This window comes from Proteus sp. G2673 (genome assembly GCF_009915125.1).
GTDB lineage: Bacteria > Pseudomonadota > Gammaproteobacteria > Enterobacterales > Enterobacteriaceae > Proteus > Proteus penneri.
The window spans coordinates 150,846-164,707 of record NZ_JAABLT010000007.1 but is presented as its reverse complement, the minus strand read 5'-3'; the positions used below and the strand labels follow the sequence as shown (position 1 = coordinate 164,707).

The 13,862-nt window shown below is 39.7% G+C and carries 14 protein-coding genes; 11 read left to right on the top strand and 3 right to left on the bottom strand.

Going from position 1 to position 13,862, the window contains the following annotated elements; genetic code table 11:
- The first annotated feature begins 115 nt into the window (after positions 1–115).
- Positions 116–1,474 carry an NCS2 family permease gene (locus tag GWI59_RS03575; RefSeq protein ID WP_072064880.1) on the top strand — a complete coding sequence of 453 codons (1,359 nt, stop codon included), beginning with the start codon at positions 116–118 and terminating at the stop codon, positions 1,472–1,474.
- Positions 1,475–1,552: 78 nt separating this feature from the next.
- Here GWI59_RS03575 and GWI59_RS03570 read toward each other — a convergent pair whose 3' ends face one another.
- Both GWI59_RS03570 and GWI59_RS03565 read right to left on the bottom strand, forming a co-directional pair.
- Positions 1,553–2,101: a GNAT family N-acetyltransferase gene (locus GWI59_RS03570; RefSeq protein WP_006534555.1), complete on the bottom strand. Its 549-nt coding sequence runs from the start codon at positions 2,099–2,101 to the stop codon at positions 1,553–1,555.
- Positions 2,102–2,103: 2 nt separating this feature from the next.
- Positions 2,104–3,576, bottom strand: coding sequence for a glycosyltransferase family 39 protein (locus GWI59_RS03565; RefSeq protein ID WP_161706157.1), 1,473 nt, complete (start codon positions 3,574–3,576; stop codon positions 2,104–2,106).
- A gap of 188 nt (positions 3,577–3,764) precedes the next feature.
- Between GWI59_RS03565 and yihI the strand changes: the two genes are divergently transcribed.
- The 5 genes from yihI (at position 3,765) to GWI59_RS03540 (ending at position 9,188) form a co-directional block, all read left to right on the top strand.
- Positions 3,765–4,262 (top strand): Der GTPase-activating protein YihI, encoded by a 498-nt coding sequence (gene yihI, locus GWI59_RS03560; RefSeq protein ID WP_072064892.1) that lies wholly within the window; start codon positions 3,765–3,767, stop codon positions 4,260–4,262.
- 225 nt (positions 4,263–4,487) lie between these two features.
- Positions 4,488–5,927: a DUF4026 domain-containing protein gene (locus GWI59_RS03555; RefSeq protein ID WP_161723988.1), complete on the top strand. Its 1,440-nt coding sequence runs from the start codon at positions 4,488–4,490 to the stop codon at positions 5,925–5,927.
- Positions 5,928–6,325: 398 nt separating this feature from the next.
- A complete protein-coding gene (gene feoA, locus GWI59_RS03550) occupies positions 6,326–6,562 on the top strand; it encodes a ferrous iron transporter A (protein ID WP_109399125.1) in 237 nt (78 codons plus the stop codon).
- A gap of 48 nt (positions 6,563–6,610) precedes the next feature.
- A complete protein-coding gene (gene feoB, locus GWI59_RS03545) occupies positions 6,611–8,938 on the top strand; it encodes a Fe(2+) transporter permease subunit FeoB (protein ID WP_161723986.1) in 2,328 nt (775 codons plus the stop codon).
- 19 nt (positions 8,939–8,957) lie between these two features.
- Entirely contained in the window at positions 8,958–9,188 is a 231-nt protein-coding gene (locus GWI59_RS03540; protein ID WP_006534547.1) for a FeoC-like transcriptional regulator, read from the top strand.
- A 96-nt stretch (positions 9,189–9,284) separates the two neighbouring features.
- On the opposite strand, the gene bioH is transcribed toward GWI59_RS03540, so the two are convergent.
- The gene (gene bioH, locus GWI59_RS03535) at positions 9,285–10,052 is read right to left on the bottom strand and encodes a pimeloyl-ACP methyl ester esterase BioH (protein WP_161723984.1); all 768 of its coding nucleotides are present in this window, start codon (positions 10,050–10,052) and stop codon (positions 9,285–9,287) included.
- A gap of 37 nt (positions 10,053–10,089) precedes the next feature.
- On the opposite strand from bioH, the gene gntX reads away from it, so the two are divergent.
- The 5 genes from gntX to GWI59_RS03510 all read left to right on the top strand — a co-directional run bounded on the left by gntX (position 10,090) and on the right by GWI59_RS03510 (position 13,583).
- Entirely contained in the window at positions 10,090–10,782 is a 693-nt protein-coding gene (gene gntX, locus GWI59_RS03530) for a DNA utilization protein GntX (protein WP_072064903.1), read from the top strand.
- A gap of 60 nt (positions 10,783–10,842) precedes the next feature.
- On the top strand, positions 10,843–11,421 hold the full coding sequence (nfuA, locus tag GWI59_RS03525) for a Fe-S biogenesis protein NfuA (RefSeq protein ID WP_006534544.1): 579 nt from the start codon (positions 10,843–10,845) through the stop codon (positions 11,419–11,421).
- A 179-nt stretch (positions 11,422–11,600) separates the two neighbouring features.
- Positions 11,601–11,927: a thiosulfate sulfurtransferase GlpE gene (gene glpE / locus GWI59_RS03520; protein WP_006534543.1), complete on the top strand. Its 327-nt coding sequence runs from the start codon at positions 11,601–11,603 to the stop codon at positions 11,925–11,927.
- A 19-nt stretch (positions 11,928–11,946) separates the two neighbouring features.
- Positions 11,947–12,786, top strand: a complete 840-nt coding sequence (glpG, locus tag GWI59_RS03515) for a rhomboid family intramembrane serine protease GlpG (RefSeq protein WP_109399129.1) — start codon at positions 11,947–11,949, stop codon at positions 12,784–12,786.
- Positions 12,787–12,824: 38 nt separating this feature from the next.
- The gene (locus GWI59_RS03510) at positions 12,825–13,583 is read left to right on the top strand and encodes a DeoR/GlpR family transcriptional regulator (protein ID WP_006534541.1); all 759 of its coding nucleotides are present in this window, start codon (positions 12,825–12,827) and stop codon (positions 13,581–13,583) included.
- Positions 13,584–13,862 lie beyond the last annotated feature (279 nt).

Genomic DNA, 13,862 nt, shown 5'->3' with positions numbered 1-13,862 from the left:
ACGTTTTTTAAGCTTTAGATTTTCCCTCTACGCAATCGATTACTTTTTTAGGTGCAGTTATGGTTTTATTTGTGTAGGATAAAGCGAAAAACATTTTTTTTGGGATCTTTTGTCTATGAGCATGTCATCACCAAACTCTGGTTCACAGGGTTTGCTCCAACGTGTGTTTAAGCTACAAGAACACGGTACAAACGCTCGCACTGAACTAATTGCGGGTATCACGACTTTCTTAACGATGGTTTATATTATCTTCGTTAACCCTCAAATTCTCGCCGCTGCCAATATGGATATCAAAGCCGTCTTCGTAACGACCTGCTTAATTGCGGCTTTCGGCAGTATTTTAATGGGATTAGTGGCAAATTTACCTATCGCCGTTGCCCCCGCTATGGGTCTAAACGCCTTCTTTGCTTTTGTGGTTGTTGGCGCGATGGGCTACTCATGGGAAGTTGCTATGGGAGCGATTTTCTGGGGTGCCGTAGGTCTGTTTTTACTCACGCTCTTTCGTATTCGTTATTGGATAATTGCCCATATTCCACTGAGTTTACGTGTGGGTATTACGAGCGGTATCGGCCTTTTTATCGCCATGATGGGCTTAAAAAACTCCGGTATTATTATTCCTAATAACGACACTATCGTGACTATCGGTAATTTTGCTTCTCATAACGTATTACTAGGTGCATTAGGCTTTTTTATTATCGCTATTCTTGCTGCTCGTAATATTCATGCCGCAATTCTTATCTCAATTGTTATCACCACTATCATTGGTCTTTTCTTAGGGGATGTTCAATATCAAGGTATCTTTGCTATGCCACCTTCTATCACTACCGTGGTAGGTAAGGTGGATATTGTTGGCGCGTTAGATATCGGCCTTTCTGGTGTGATTTTTGCCTTTATGTTAGTTAACCTATTTGACTCTTCAGGCACATTAATTGGTGTGACAGATAAAGCGGGATTAACCGATGACAAAGGCAAATTTCCACGGATGAAACAAGCATTATATGTCGATAGCTTAAGCTCTGTTGCAGGCTCTGCAATGGGAACATCGTCTGTCACTGCTTTTATCGAAAGTACTTCGGGTGTTTCTGTCGGCGGTCGTACAGGTTTAACGGCGGTCGTTGTCGGTGTTCTTTTCTTACTCGCGATCTTCTTATCACCACTCGCAGGCATGGTACCAAGCTATGCGACGGCAGGCGCACTGATTTATGTGGGTGTATTAATGACATCCAGCCTTACGCGCGTGAAATGGGATGATTTAACAGAATCTGTTCCAGCCTTTATCACTGCTGTCATGATGCCATTTAGCTTCTCAATTACTGAAGGTATTGCTCTTGGTTTTATTGCCTATTGTGTGATGAAAGTGGGTACTTTCCGCTGGAAAGAAATTAATCTATGTGTTGTGATTGTTTCACTGCTATTTATTTTAAAAATATTACTAATTGATACTCACGTGATTGATTTAAATAATTTATTTTAACATTTAATAAATTAAGATCATGATGATACAGACAAAACGGCACCAATAACGTGCCGTTTTTTATAAGAAAAGAGGTGATTATGCAACGTTCGTGGGCAACAACAAACCAAAGATAATCGAATCAGAAACCTCATCACCGACTATCCAACGCTGTTTAAGATACCCTTCCTGTTCAAAACCTAATTTCGCTAATAAAGCAGCTGAAGCTTTATTATCAGGGTGAATATCGGCCTCTAAACGACGAACAGATAAATGCGTTTGGAGATACGTGATAAACGCAGCCATAGCTTCTTTCATCACCCCCCTGCCTTGATAAGCCGTATCAAGGCAATATCCGATTTCGCCACGTCGTGAATTAGGGTAATGATTAAAGAAAACACACATCCCCATCAGTGTATTAGTTGCTTTATCTATCACCGCTAAACGCAGATACTCTTTTCTTTCCATATGGGTGATATCTTGAATGATATCTTCTTGCGCTTCTTGCAGAGATTGCCAAGGAAGATGACTCCAGTAGCGCGTCACTTCAGGTGAGCTCATGATCTTAAACCAATCTTCCGCATCCCCCATTTCAAAAGGGCGCAATCTTAATCTTTCTGTTTCAACCTGAATATCGGCGTAACGCATCTCTACTTTTCCTTATGTGTTTTTGGCGCCACAAATGCAATACAAACTGGCTCGGCAATGGCATCAGGTTCAGCACGAAACATTATCTCTTGAGTATCCGCTATTTTTAAGCTCGGCCAGTGTTTTAATCCTTCATCAAAATGTGCTTTTTCACAGTAATAGCCGACTGCACTCACTAAGACGACACCTTTTTCTTCTAATTGTTGAAGTGTTATATATCGATTATAAATATTAGGTGGTTGAACATTTTCTTCTAACACCCAAGGCTGTGAAGATAATGGTCTATCTTTACCATAAAAAGTCACCCATTCATGCATATACTCACCACCAACATATGCAAGTGGCGTGTGATAATGCTGATGCCATGCTTGTTCAACCTCTTGCACAAAGGTTTTTACACCAATAAATTTTTGACCTGCATTACGCACATTAGCAGCTTGAACGACGGTATAGCCAGAAACAACCAACATGCCAAACACACCTAAACCGTACAATACACCACGCAATGAACGCTTAGGCATGACACTGATTGAACCCACAAAAAGCGCAGTTGCAACTGACATAAAGGGTTGTAACCATTCCGTGATACGTCCACCTTCATGAAAACTAAACCAGACAAAAATAATTACCAATGGGAATAGCAATACAAAATTCAATAATTGGCTATCTTTAGATGCAGACCAACTTACTCGGCCACCATAAAGACGTAATATTACCCACATCAAGATAATGGGATAAAAAACCGTCAGTACAGCACGCGTTGTACGCAAATTAAAACGGTTTTCTATTTGTGAATCGACCCACTTAAAAGCGGCAAAGTCGGTTTGCCATAACCAAATAAAATTAGGGATAACAAAAGCAAACCAAATAACCAACGCTATATAGAAATAGGGAGAACAATAACTTGCTCGAACTTTAGGTACAAAAAGGCTTGATAAAAACACAGAACCTATAAAAGCTAACGATGAATATTTCCCCATTGTGGCGATACCCATCGTAATCGCAAAACCAATCCAATATTTTTGATTGTCATTAATAGCACAAAGGAAAAAATAGAACGCCCATGCCCAACAACCCACTAGAATATAATTATCGTTATACGGGATAATATCAAAGTTGATAACGCCAGATAAATTAAGCGACAACATAGCAAACCAAGCTAGATTAGTATTTTGTGTCAACTTATAGGCTAAGTTCCAAACACCTAATAGCCCAATGGCAATGACAATAAAGTGGATAAAATACCAATAAAAGCTAAAATCGATACCGCCATAAATAGCCGGTGTCATTATAAAACCAACAAACCAAGGATTTTTTGGAGATCCCCACCCTCCATTAGTGCCCCAATTAACAGCCTCAACAGCATCATAAGGCACGGTAGGGTCAAAGAGATAACTCACTAAGATCCAGAGCGTCGCATAACCAATAACCCACCAATATACTGGTTTACGTAATTGTGCAGATAATAATGTCATAATAAATAAAAATTTAAGTTAATTAATTTAGTTTGGTCGTTGATTGACGTCACAACACAGTAAAGTATAGTGAAACGAACCGCACATTGTACGTGAGCAAAAATTAAATTGTCTTAAATTTGCGCTTTTATTGAAAATTTGTTTCTGATAGATTGCGCAACCAAGAAGATCACTATCGAGTTACCATTATGAATATGATTAAAAGAAAACCCGCAGCTAAAACACGTAAGAAATCTCGTGAAGAGCTGAACGCGGAAGGACGTGAACGTAAACGTCAAAAAAAACACCGCGGCAATCCTGCCGGTAACCGTCAGCAGGAAGCGGAAAATAAACAGCAAACGAAAAATACAGCGCCGAAAGATCCCCGTATTGGTAGCAAAAAACCGATCCCTCTGATTGTGGGTGATACACCAAAAGTGGCGAAGAAAAAACCGGCACCCGTTAAAGAAGAGCCCGTTCGTTTAACATCTGAGCAAGAATTAGACCTGTTAGAAAACGATGCTCGTTTAGATGAATTACTGTCTCGTCTTGAAAACGGTGAAAAACTCAACGCAGAAGAACAGGCTTATACTGAGAAAACCCTTGATCGTATTGACGAATTAATGGTTGAACTGGGTATTGAGTTTGAAGATGATGACGATGAAGAGAAAACAGAAGACATCATGCAATTGCTGAAAGGTAAATAATCAAAAGATTAATTATTTTCCTTGATTAGCTGACATCTAACGGATATTAATAACTTATTGATATCCGTTATTTTTTATAACGTTTTCTCTGTTTTACTTTTCATTAATTTTTATTATCAACAATAGATTAAATAACCCTCACAAGCTCAGATAACTCCATCTATTCCTCTCTTGTTATCCCTGATATCCTATTTTTCTATCTTTAATATACGAGTGATAAAAAATATGGATAACAGACAGCAGTACTTAGATATCGCAGCCGGGCAAGGAGAAAAAGTGCCCTCTCGTATAGTGGCCTTCCCTGCACAGCCACTAAACTATGCGCTTATTGAACAACGTCTAGACGAACAGACAGATTACACTGATGGTGAAATAAATTATCTCAGTGAAAATATTGACGACGGTTTTTTCTATCGTTGCCAACATGGTGATGACGAGTTACATTTTTTTGTCTGTCTTTACCCTCGTGATGAAAATTACGAAATACGCCCAATGTATTCAACAGATGAACTTACCCCGCAATTATTAGCGCACGCAAATACCACAACTCAAGATTTATTGTTGGAAACACTGTTTACTGAAACCTTGCATCCTTTAGCGAGTTATCGCCATCAACTGAATTTTCTTAATATCATCGCACCCGAAATAGTTTTAGCATTAGATGAATCAGCGGCAGGTAAAGCATTAACGCCTGAGTGGATACGCTTCCAATTAGAAACGCCCGATCTTTATCCTGAAGTAGAAAGCTTATATGTTATTCATGCTGTCTATGACACAGAAAATGAACCACCAACCATGTTCTGGTTCCATACACATGGATTAGCTCGTTGTGGTTTAACAGAAGTCGATTTAGTTATTCCAAGTATGCTTGAATCTTACTATGGTATTCCTGATCTCTTCCGTTGCTTTGTTAATAACAGCATTAATCATCGCCAAATTGCATTTGGTGAACCAATGCTTTGCGGTCAAACATCATCAGGCTTGGAGTATCTTGTCGCATTACCTTTTGAAGAAGGTATTCGCCATATTAATCAATCAACACCACTCGAAAGCCTTAGACCTTTAGAAGAGATGCGTTACGACACGGAAGGTGCACCACACGGCGTTTTCTTGGGTGATTTGGCCGATCGTGATGAATATCATCAACATCCTTCTTCTATGCTATTTAGAACCAATGAAGAAAATCCTGTTTTAGAAACCTTCTTTAAAGGTTATGAAGAGCAGCAAGCGATGATGCTACTGCGTAGCAATGAAGAAACCTATGAGATGTCTGAAAAAGCCAAGCGACGTTGGGAATACTTCGTTTCTATGTTTGATAACTACAATCAACCACCTGTTGAGAAAAAAAGTGGGTTTCTCTCCAAGTTATTAGGAAAAGACAAACCCGAAGAGACCGAAAACCCGTGGCAATTTATGATCAAATTCGGCATTCCTTATGGTGAAGAGGAAGAGCTAGAGCATATGTGGTTTGTGCCACAGTCTCGTGATGGAGACACTGTTTATGCAAAATTACTCAATGTGCCATTTTATGTGAAAGAGATGCAAGAAGGTGAAATCTATCCCATCAATATAGATTTAATTACTGATTGGGTCGTTTCATTTGAAGGTGATAGCTATACCCCTAACAATATTTACCAGCTTTTTAGCCACCAGCAAACTCACTAATTAGTAGGCATTCACAATAACAACGCGAGCTTTTTTACTTAAGCTCGCGATCTTCATATTCTTGAAATCTACGTTTATCTTGTTCCCTGTTAATACTATTAATTGATTATTATTTTATTGCTACATCGACATCTCAACACTTCACATTTTGTTTTTGTCTAGTAACAGATAGAGAAAACAGCCTGATTTCCTCCCAATATCTTTTCTCTGGTTGATTTAAATCAAGTGCAGATAAGTGTAGTCTAGGCTAAATTATACCCAATAAGGATAGTTATAATTCTCATTAGCATTAAAAATATTTATTATAATTATCCTGACTATTATTATGTGAATTCTCATACGCGTTAATAATTATCAGTATCATTATTTTTTGTATCAACATTCGTGGAAGGACGATTATGTCTCTGATCCCAAATCACAGTTATAAAATCTTGAGCTACTCACCTCAGATTAGCCCTGCATACAGACAGAAATTGTTATCTTTAGGTATGTTACCTGGCGCTGTGTTTAACGTTATTCGTATCGCCCCACTGGGTGATCCTATTCAAATAGAAACGCACCGAGTCTCCCTAATTTTAAGAAAAAAAGATCTCGCATTCATTAATCTTAGCGAAGTAGTTCATAACGAAAAATAATCGTTATTTCTCATTCAACCTGGCAAGACAACTATTGGCATCACTATTATGACTCCTCTCACTATAGGCCTTATCGGTAATCCCAATGCCGGTAAAACAACACTCTTTAATCAGTTAACAGGCTCTCGTCAGCGTGTGGGTAACTGGGCGGGTGTAACGGTCGAACGTAAAGTTGGTCGTTTCACAACTGCAAATCATAAAATTGAGCTCGTCGATTTACCCGGAACTTACTCTTTAACGACAATCTCAGAACAGACATCGCTTGATGAGCAAATCGCCTGCCATTTCATTTTAAGTAATGAAGCAGACATGTTGATTAACGTGGTTGATGCATCAAACCTTGAGCGTAACCTCTATTTGACATTGCAACTGCTTGAGCTTGGTATTCCGTGTATCGTGGCATTAAACATGCTCGATATTGCAGAACACCAAGATATGCAAATTGATATCAAGGCACTTTCAGAACATTTGGGTTGTCCTGTTATTCCAATGATTTCAACCAAAGCATCTGGCATTGATAAGCTCAAAGAAGCCATTGATACCTTCCCGGCTGAAAAGAAAAAACCACAAGAATTACTCACTTCTTATCCACTATGGTTATTAAATGAAGTTGAGGTACTTGCTGAAAAAATTAATCATGATGAGTTTAATTTACAGCAACGTCGTTGGATGGCATTACAGTGTTTAGAGGGCGATATTTATACTCACCAACGAGCTCAAATCACGAGTGAAGATATCAAAAACATCCGCCAACGCATTCAAGACGAACAGAATAATGAACCAGAATTAGTCATTGCGGATGCCCGTTACCAAAATATTGAGCGCATCTGTCATACCGTGATCAATATGGAGTCCATTAAGCCGAATATTCTGACACAAAATATCGATAAAGTGATATTAAACCGTTGGTTAGGTGTTCCTATCTTCCTGTTTGTTATGTATTTAATGTTCGTTCTAGCAATTAACATTGGTGGTGCATTACAACCTGCTTTTGAAGGTGGCTCCGAAACTATCTTTATTCATGGTATTCAATGGGTTGGTGCAACGTTTAACTTCCCTGAATGGCTGACAATTTTCCTTGCTCAAGGTGTCGGTGGCGGTATCAATACTGTTCTTCCATTGGTGCCACAAATCGGGATGATGTACCTCTTTTTATCTATCCTTGAAGACTCAGGTTATATGGCTCGTGCCGCATTTGTTATGGATAGATTGATGCAAGCTCTGGGATTGCCGGGTAAATCATTCGTACCACTGATTGTCGGTTTTGGTTGTAACGTACCTTCCATTATGGGTGCGCGTACTCTAGATGCACCCAGAGAGCGATTGATCACCGTATTAATGGCACCGTTTATGTCTTGTGGTGCTCGTTTAGCGATCTTCGCGGTATTTGCGGCAGCTTTCTTTGGTAAAAACGGCGCGAGTGTTGTTTTCTCGCTTTATCTTCTGGGTATTGTGGTTGCTATCCTCACAGGCTTGTTGCTAAAACACACCATTATGCGCGGCGAAGCATCACCTTTCGTGATGGAACTGCCTGTTTATCATGTTCCTCACCTAAAAACGTTACTAATGCAAACTTGGCAGCGTTTAAAAGGCTTCGTGGTACGTGCGGGTAAAGTCATTATTATTGCCAGTATGTTTATCGGTGCATTAAATAGCTTTACTTTCTCAGGTAAGCCTGCCGATAACATCAATGACTCTGCATTGGCAGAGGTCAGTAAAGTGATCACACCATTATTGCAACCTATTGGTGTTCATAACGATAACTGGCAAGCAACGGTAGGTTTAGTCACTGGTGCGATGGCAAAAGAAGTGGTTGTGGGAACATTAAATACCCTTTATACCGCGGAAAGCATTGTGAACGAGCCTTTTGATCCTGAAGAATTCGATCTGTGGGGTGAAATTGGTGACGCCTTTGGTGAAACATGGGATAGCTTAAAAGAGACTTTCACGCTAGCTGCGCTTTCTAATCCAATTGAAGCAAGTAAAGGTGATGGTGAAATGGATACCGGCACAATGGGAACTATGGGGGCAAAATTTGGCTCCGGCATTGCTGCATACAGCTATTTAATCTTTGTTTTACTGTATGTGCCTTGTGTTTCAGTGATGGGTGCTATTGCGCGTGAAACCAGTCGTGGCTGGATGACCTTCTCTATTCTTTGGGGATTAAATATTGCTTACTCACTGGCTGCGCTGTTCTATCAAACCGCAACCTTTAGCGAGCATCCACAAAGTAGTGGTATCACCATTGCGGCTGTAGTTATCTTCAACTTAATTTTGTTTATCTTGTTGCGTAATGCCCGTAATCGTCTAACAATTAACTTAAGCAATAAACCTTCATTGGCTAAACAATGTTGTTCAAAAGGTAGTTGTCACTAAGTGACCAAGGAAAAGTAAGATGGCTAGTTTGATAGAAGTACGTGATTGTATCGCCCTTAATGGTCGAGCCGATGCCCGTCTTATCAGCCATCAACTCAATATGCCTGAACCGTTGGTGCAAGCAATGTTAGAGCGGCTCACATTGATGGGTAAGCTTCAAGAGGTAGATGTCGAGGATTGTCTTACGGGCAGTTGTAAAAGTTGCCCTGAAGCCACCGCCTGCCAGACAAAGCTTTATCAATTACGCTAACAATAATGGTGTATAACCGACTTAAATCCCCTATTTTTATAGGGGATTTTTCTATCATCACACTCGGTTCTATCTTGCTTGGTGCATAATAGTAGTTCATTCTTTACATGCGTGAATAAGTGCGTCACTAAATTCATCTGGATGTGAAATAAACGGTGCATGAGCCGCATTACGGAAAATAACCGAAGGTGATTGTGGATAAATAGCATCTAATAACCCAGCTACTTTTCGAGGTACTAACCCATCTAAATAACCGTAAAAACGAATAAAAGGGCAACTCAGCATTTTCAACTCTTCTCGTAAATCCTCAGTACGCAGAATTTCTAATCCTCCATTAAGCACTTCAACAGAAGGAAGAGGTTGCTCTAATACCACTGATTTTAATGCCTTCATATCTTCACGCGCACTTTGAGTACCTAATGTTTGCAGTGCTAAAAAGCGCTCAACTGTACGATGAAAATTCTCATTTAACTGCTGTTCAAACCCTCTTAAAACCTCAGATTTGATACCAGGCCAATCGTCATGAGCACCAAAACAAGGTGAAGAAGCTACGGTAATCAACGCTTGCACATTATTAGGATTATCTAAAACAACACGGCTCGCGACTAATCCACCTAGAGACCATCCTAGCCAAATAGCATTAGCAGGCGCTTTTGTAAAAACAATCTCTGCCATCTCTTTTAATGTGAGGGCAGGAAAACCTTGGCTACGCCCATAACCCGGTAAATCAACAAGATGCAGTGTAAAATGCGAGCTTAGCCGCGGTATTAATGATTGCCAGACCTCGGCATTCAATCCCCACCCGTGTAATAGCACAAGATCTGTTTTTCCTTCACCGATTGTCTGCCAATACAATTTATTCATTGTTATGATCTCTTCTCTTAATACAGGGATTTTGATTATGTGGATAACAATAGCAGGATATTGTTGGTTATGTCGCCAACCCTTACATTATGATACTAAAGGTATTTGTTCGAGTTGTATTCGCTATTTACCTAAACAACATAACCGTTGCCCATGCTGTTTATATCCCTCATCTCACGCTATGATGCTATGTGGGCGCTGCTTACAATCGCCTCCACCATGGAAACAGATGTTGACAGTCACAGACTATCAACCTCCATTAAATAAATTATTACACCTTTATAAATACCAACCTCGCCCTCAAATAGCTTTATGTCTCGCACGACTTTTTCTATTGCGATGGCTTTCACATCATAGAGAAAATGGGGTGCAGAAACCCGATAGAATTATTAGCGTTCCTTCGCATCGCCATCGCCGTTGGTCTAGGGGCTTTGAGCAAGTAGAAGCGATTGCTAAGCCTTTGGCAAGGTGGCTAAATTGTGCTTATCAACCAGATACCCTGATAAGAACTCGTGCTACACTGGTGCAAACGCATCTTAATGCCAAGCAAAGGCAACAAAATTTAAAGAATGCATTTATATTAAATAACACAGTGTCGGTATCAGGGAAAAATCTGGCACTAATTGATGATGTTATCACTACAGGCGCGACATTAAAGAGTATTGTCCCCTTGTTATTTCGTGCGGGAGCACGCTCTGTTGAGGTATGGGCGATTTGTCGAACCTTGTAGTTAACCGCCAATTGGGCGTATGATAACCAACCAGAACAGTCAACTATTGAGCAAGACGATATGATTATTATTACTGATGCCGCACAGGCGCATTTTGCCAAACTACTGGCTAACCAAGAACCCAACACCCAAATTCGCGTATTCGTTATCAATCCAGGCACACCTAATGCTGAATGTGGCGTTTCATACTGCCCACCTGATGCCGTAGAACCAAACGATACTGAAATTAAGTTCGAAAAACTTTCTGCGTATGTTGATGACATCAGCGCACCTTTCTTAGAAGATGCAGAAATTGATTTTGTTACTGACCAACTAGGCTCACAATTAACCCTGAAAGCACCTAACGCAAAAATGCGTAAAGTCGATGCTGATGCACCATTAATTGAACGCGTAGAATACGTACTACAATCACAAATTAACCCACAATTAGCAGGGCATGGTGGTCGTGTTAGTCTAATGGAAATCACAGAAGATGGTTATGCTATCTTACAATTCGGTGGTGGGTGTAACGGTTGTTCAATGATTGATGTCACATTAAAAGATGGTATCGAAAAAGAACTGTTAAACCAGTTCCCAAATGAATTAAAAGGTGTGAAAGACTTAACTGAACACCAACGTGGTGAACATTCCTACTACTGATCCTTCAGTATCACATCCCCTATGATACTCACCTGCACGGATATCATGGGGGATTTGTTTATTAAAATAATCATTTACAAAGTATAACGTCATCTTTACCTATTTGACGTTATGATAAATGTACCGTTCTCTCGCTCAGAACAAATAAATCAATTAACAATATAATAAATAAGACAATTATGGATAAGTTTCAATTTCTCAGCATTGAACAAGCCTATCAATTCTGGACATCTCAATCGGCAATCTTAGTTGATGTTAGAGATCCTCAGAGTTACCGCATGGGTCATGCTACCGGCGCATTTCATCTCACCAATGATACGCTAAACAAATTTTTACAAGATGCTGACTTTGATGTGCCTGTGATGGTGATGTGTTATCACGGTCATAGCAGTCAAGGAGCAGCTCAATATCTGGTCAATATGGGCTTTGAAACCGTTTACAGTGTTAATGGTGGTTTTGAAGCATGGCTAAGAGAGTTTCCACAAGCGATAACCTCTCTGCAATAACTACAGATGAGTTTTGTTAATGATCCACATTATTACGCTTTCTAACCCTCAAGCAGCTGATTTATTTGTCAATTATATGGCAACAAAAGGTGTGCGAATTCACGCAAAAAATGAAAATCAGCAGATCTCACTTTGGTTAGAAGACCAACATCAATTGGATATGGTTGAAAAAGAACTCAATACTTTTTTACGCGAGCCTTTTCACCCACGTTACCAAGCCGCAAGTTGGCAAACCGGTAATCCGCAAAATACGGGTATCAAATATCGCCCAGCTTTTTCGATAAAAAATATGGTGCAACGTTCAGGGCCGTTAACGGTACTGGTGATTATTTTATGTATCCTCGTTTTTATCTGGCAACAAGTGGTTGGTGACTATGATGTCATGCTCCATTTAGCATGGCCTTATGAAGAGAGCTTAAACCTTGAAGTTTGGCGCTATATTACCCCAGCGTTTATTCATTTTTCACTGATGCATATCGCCTTCAACCTTGCTATGTGGTGGTATCTCGCAAGTCAAACAGAGCAACAATTAGGCACCGGTAAATTATTTGTGATCATGCTCGTTTCTGCGCTCTTTAGTAATTGGGCACAATCCTTGTTTACAGATTCCAACTTTGGTGGGCTTTCTGGCGTTGTTTACGCATTAATTGGCTATGTCGGTTTAACAGGAATACGTAATCCAGAAAAAGGTATTGGCGCTCCAACAGGTTTAATCGTCTTTTCAATTTTGTGGATTGTTGCTGGTTATATGGGCGTTTTAGGTGACTCTATCGGGAATGCTGCACATTTTGCAGGCTTCCTTATCGGCTTATTGATGGCTTTGTGGGATAATCGACATCAATTATCTCGTAGATCATAATAAAATTAACATGATATTTTTAACATTAGGGGATACCTGTGAAGCAAACGCAACGACATGATGCCATCATTGAACTGGTACGCCTACAAGGCTATGTCAGCACTGAAGAATTGGTGGAGCATTTTGAAGTCAGCCCACAGACCATCCGACGTGATTTAAATGAATTAGCGGAAAAGAACAAAATCCAACGTCATCACGGTGGTGCGGCATTACCTTCAAGCTCAGTGAATACGGCTTATCATGATCGTAAAATTATGTGGTCTGATGAAAAATCACGTATCGCACAACGAGTAGCAAGCTTAATTCCTGATGGTGCAACACTGTTTATTGATATCGGTACAACACCTGAAGCGGTCGCACATGCATTAATTAACCACAAAAACCTACGTATCGTGACCAACAATCTCAATGTGGCAACGTTACTGATGGGCAAAGAAGACTTTCGCTTAATTCTTGCGGGTGGTGAAGTACGTACACGAGATGGTGGCATTGTCGGTGAAGCGACACTTGATTTTATCTCTCAATTCCGTCTTGATTACGGTATCTTAGGGATAAGCGGTATTGATATGGATGGTTCTCTACTTGAGTTTGATTACCATGAAGTTCGCACTAAACGCGCAATTATCGAAAATTCACGCTGTGTAATGTTGGTGACTGACCATTCTAAGTTTGGTCGTAATGCGATGGTGAATTTAGGTAATATGAATCTAATCGATTACTTATTTACCGATCAAGAACCCCCCGCAGGGATCCAAAAAATTGTTGAGCAACACAACGTTCAACTCGAATTATGTTAATTGAATAAATTCCTCAAAAAGTACCTTATCAGGTACTTTTTTTTCGCCTATTTCCTACTAAACTCAGATTAATCCATTCTATTTGCTCTCATTTTTGATCTGTCTACACTCTTTTTCATTAATACATGAACAATGTTGCTTATTATTAATAAACCCACAAAAAATGTGGATATGATAATAAATTGTTACCCATATCACGCGGTTATGTTTTTTATCAGTTATATAGTTGGCATTTTCATCAAACTTCATTACAATTGTGAGCGAAAACGAACATTAAAG

Coding starts and splice junctions, on each gene's coding strand:
- GWI59_RS03565 (WP_161706157.1), bottom strand. CDS start 3,576: ATGACATTATTATCTGCACAATTACGTAAACCAGTATATTGGTGGGTT.
- gntX (WP_072064903.1), top strand. CDS start 10,090: ATGTGGATAACAATAGCAGGATATTGTTGGTTATGTCGCCAACCCTTA.
- GWI59_RS03540 (WP_006534547.1), top strand. CDS start 8,958: ATGGCTAGTTTGATAGAAGTACGTGATTGTATCGCCCTTAATGGTCGA.
- GWI59_RS03570 (WP_006534555.1), bottom strand. CDS start 2,101: ATGCGTTACGCCGATATTCAGGTTGAAACAGAAAGATTAAGATTGCGC.
- GWI59_RS03575 (WP_072064880.1), top strand. CDS start 116: ATGAGCATGTCATCACCAAACTCTGGTTCACAGGGTTTGCTCCAACGT.
- yihI (WP_072064892.1), top strand. CDS start 3,765: ATGAATATGATTAAAAGAAAACCCGCAGCTAAAACACGTAAGAAATCT.
- bioH (WP_161723984.1), bottom strand. CDS start 10,052: ATGAATAAATTGTATTGGCAGACAATCGGTGAAGGAAAAACAGATCTT.
- nfuA (WP_006534544.1), top strand. CDS start 10,843: ATGATTATTATTACTGATGCCGCACAGGCGCATTTTGCCAAACTACTG.
- feoB (WP_161723986.1), top strand. CDS start 6,611: ATGACTCCTCTCACTATAGGCCTTATCGGTAATCCCAATGCCGGTAAA.
- GWI59_RS03555 (WP_161723988.1), top strand. CDS start 4,488: ATGGATAACAGACAGCAGTACTTAGATATCGCAGCCGGGCAAGGAGAA.
- feoA (WP_109399125.1), top strand. CDS start 6,326: ATGTCTCTGATCCCAAATCACAGTTATAAAATCTTGAGCTACTCACCT.
- glpG (WP_109399129.1), top strand. CDS start 11,947: ATGATCCACATTATTACGCTTTCTAACCCTCAAGCAGCTGATTTATTT.
- glpE (WP_006534543.1), top strand. CDS start 11,601: ATGGATAAGTTTCAATTTCTCAGCATTGAACAAGCCTATCAATTCTGG.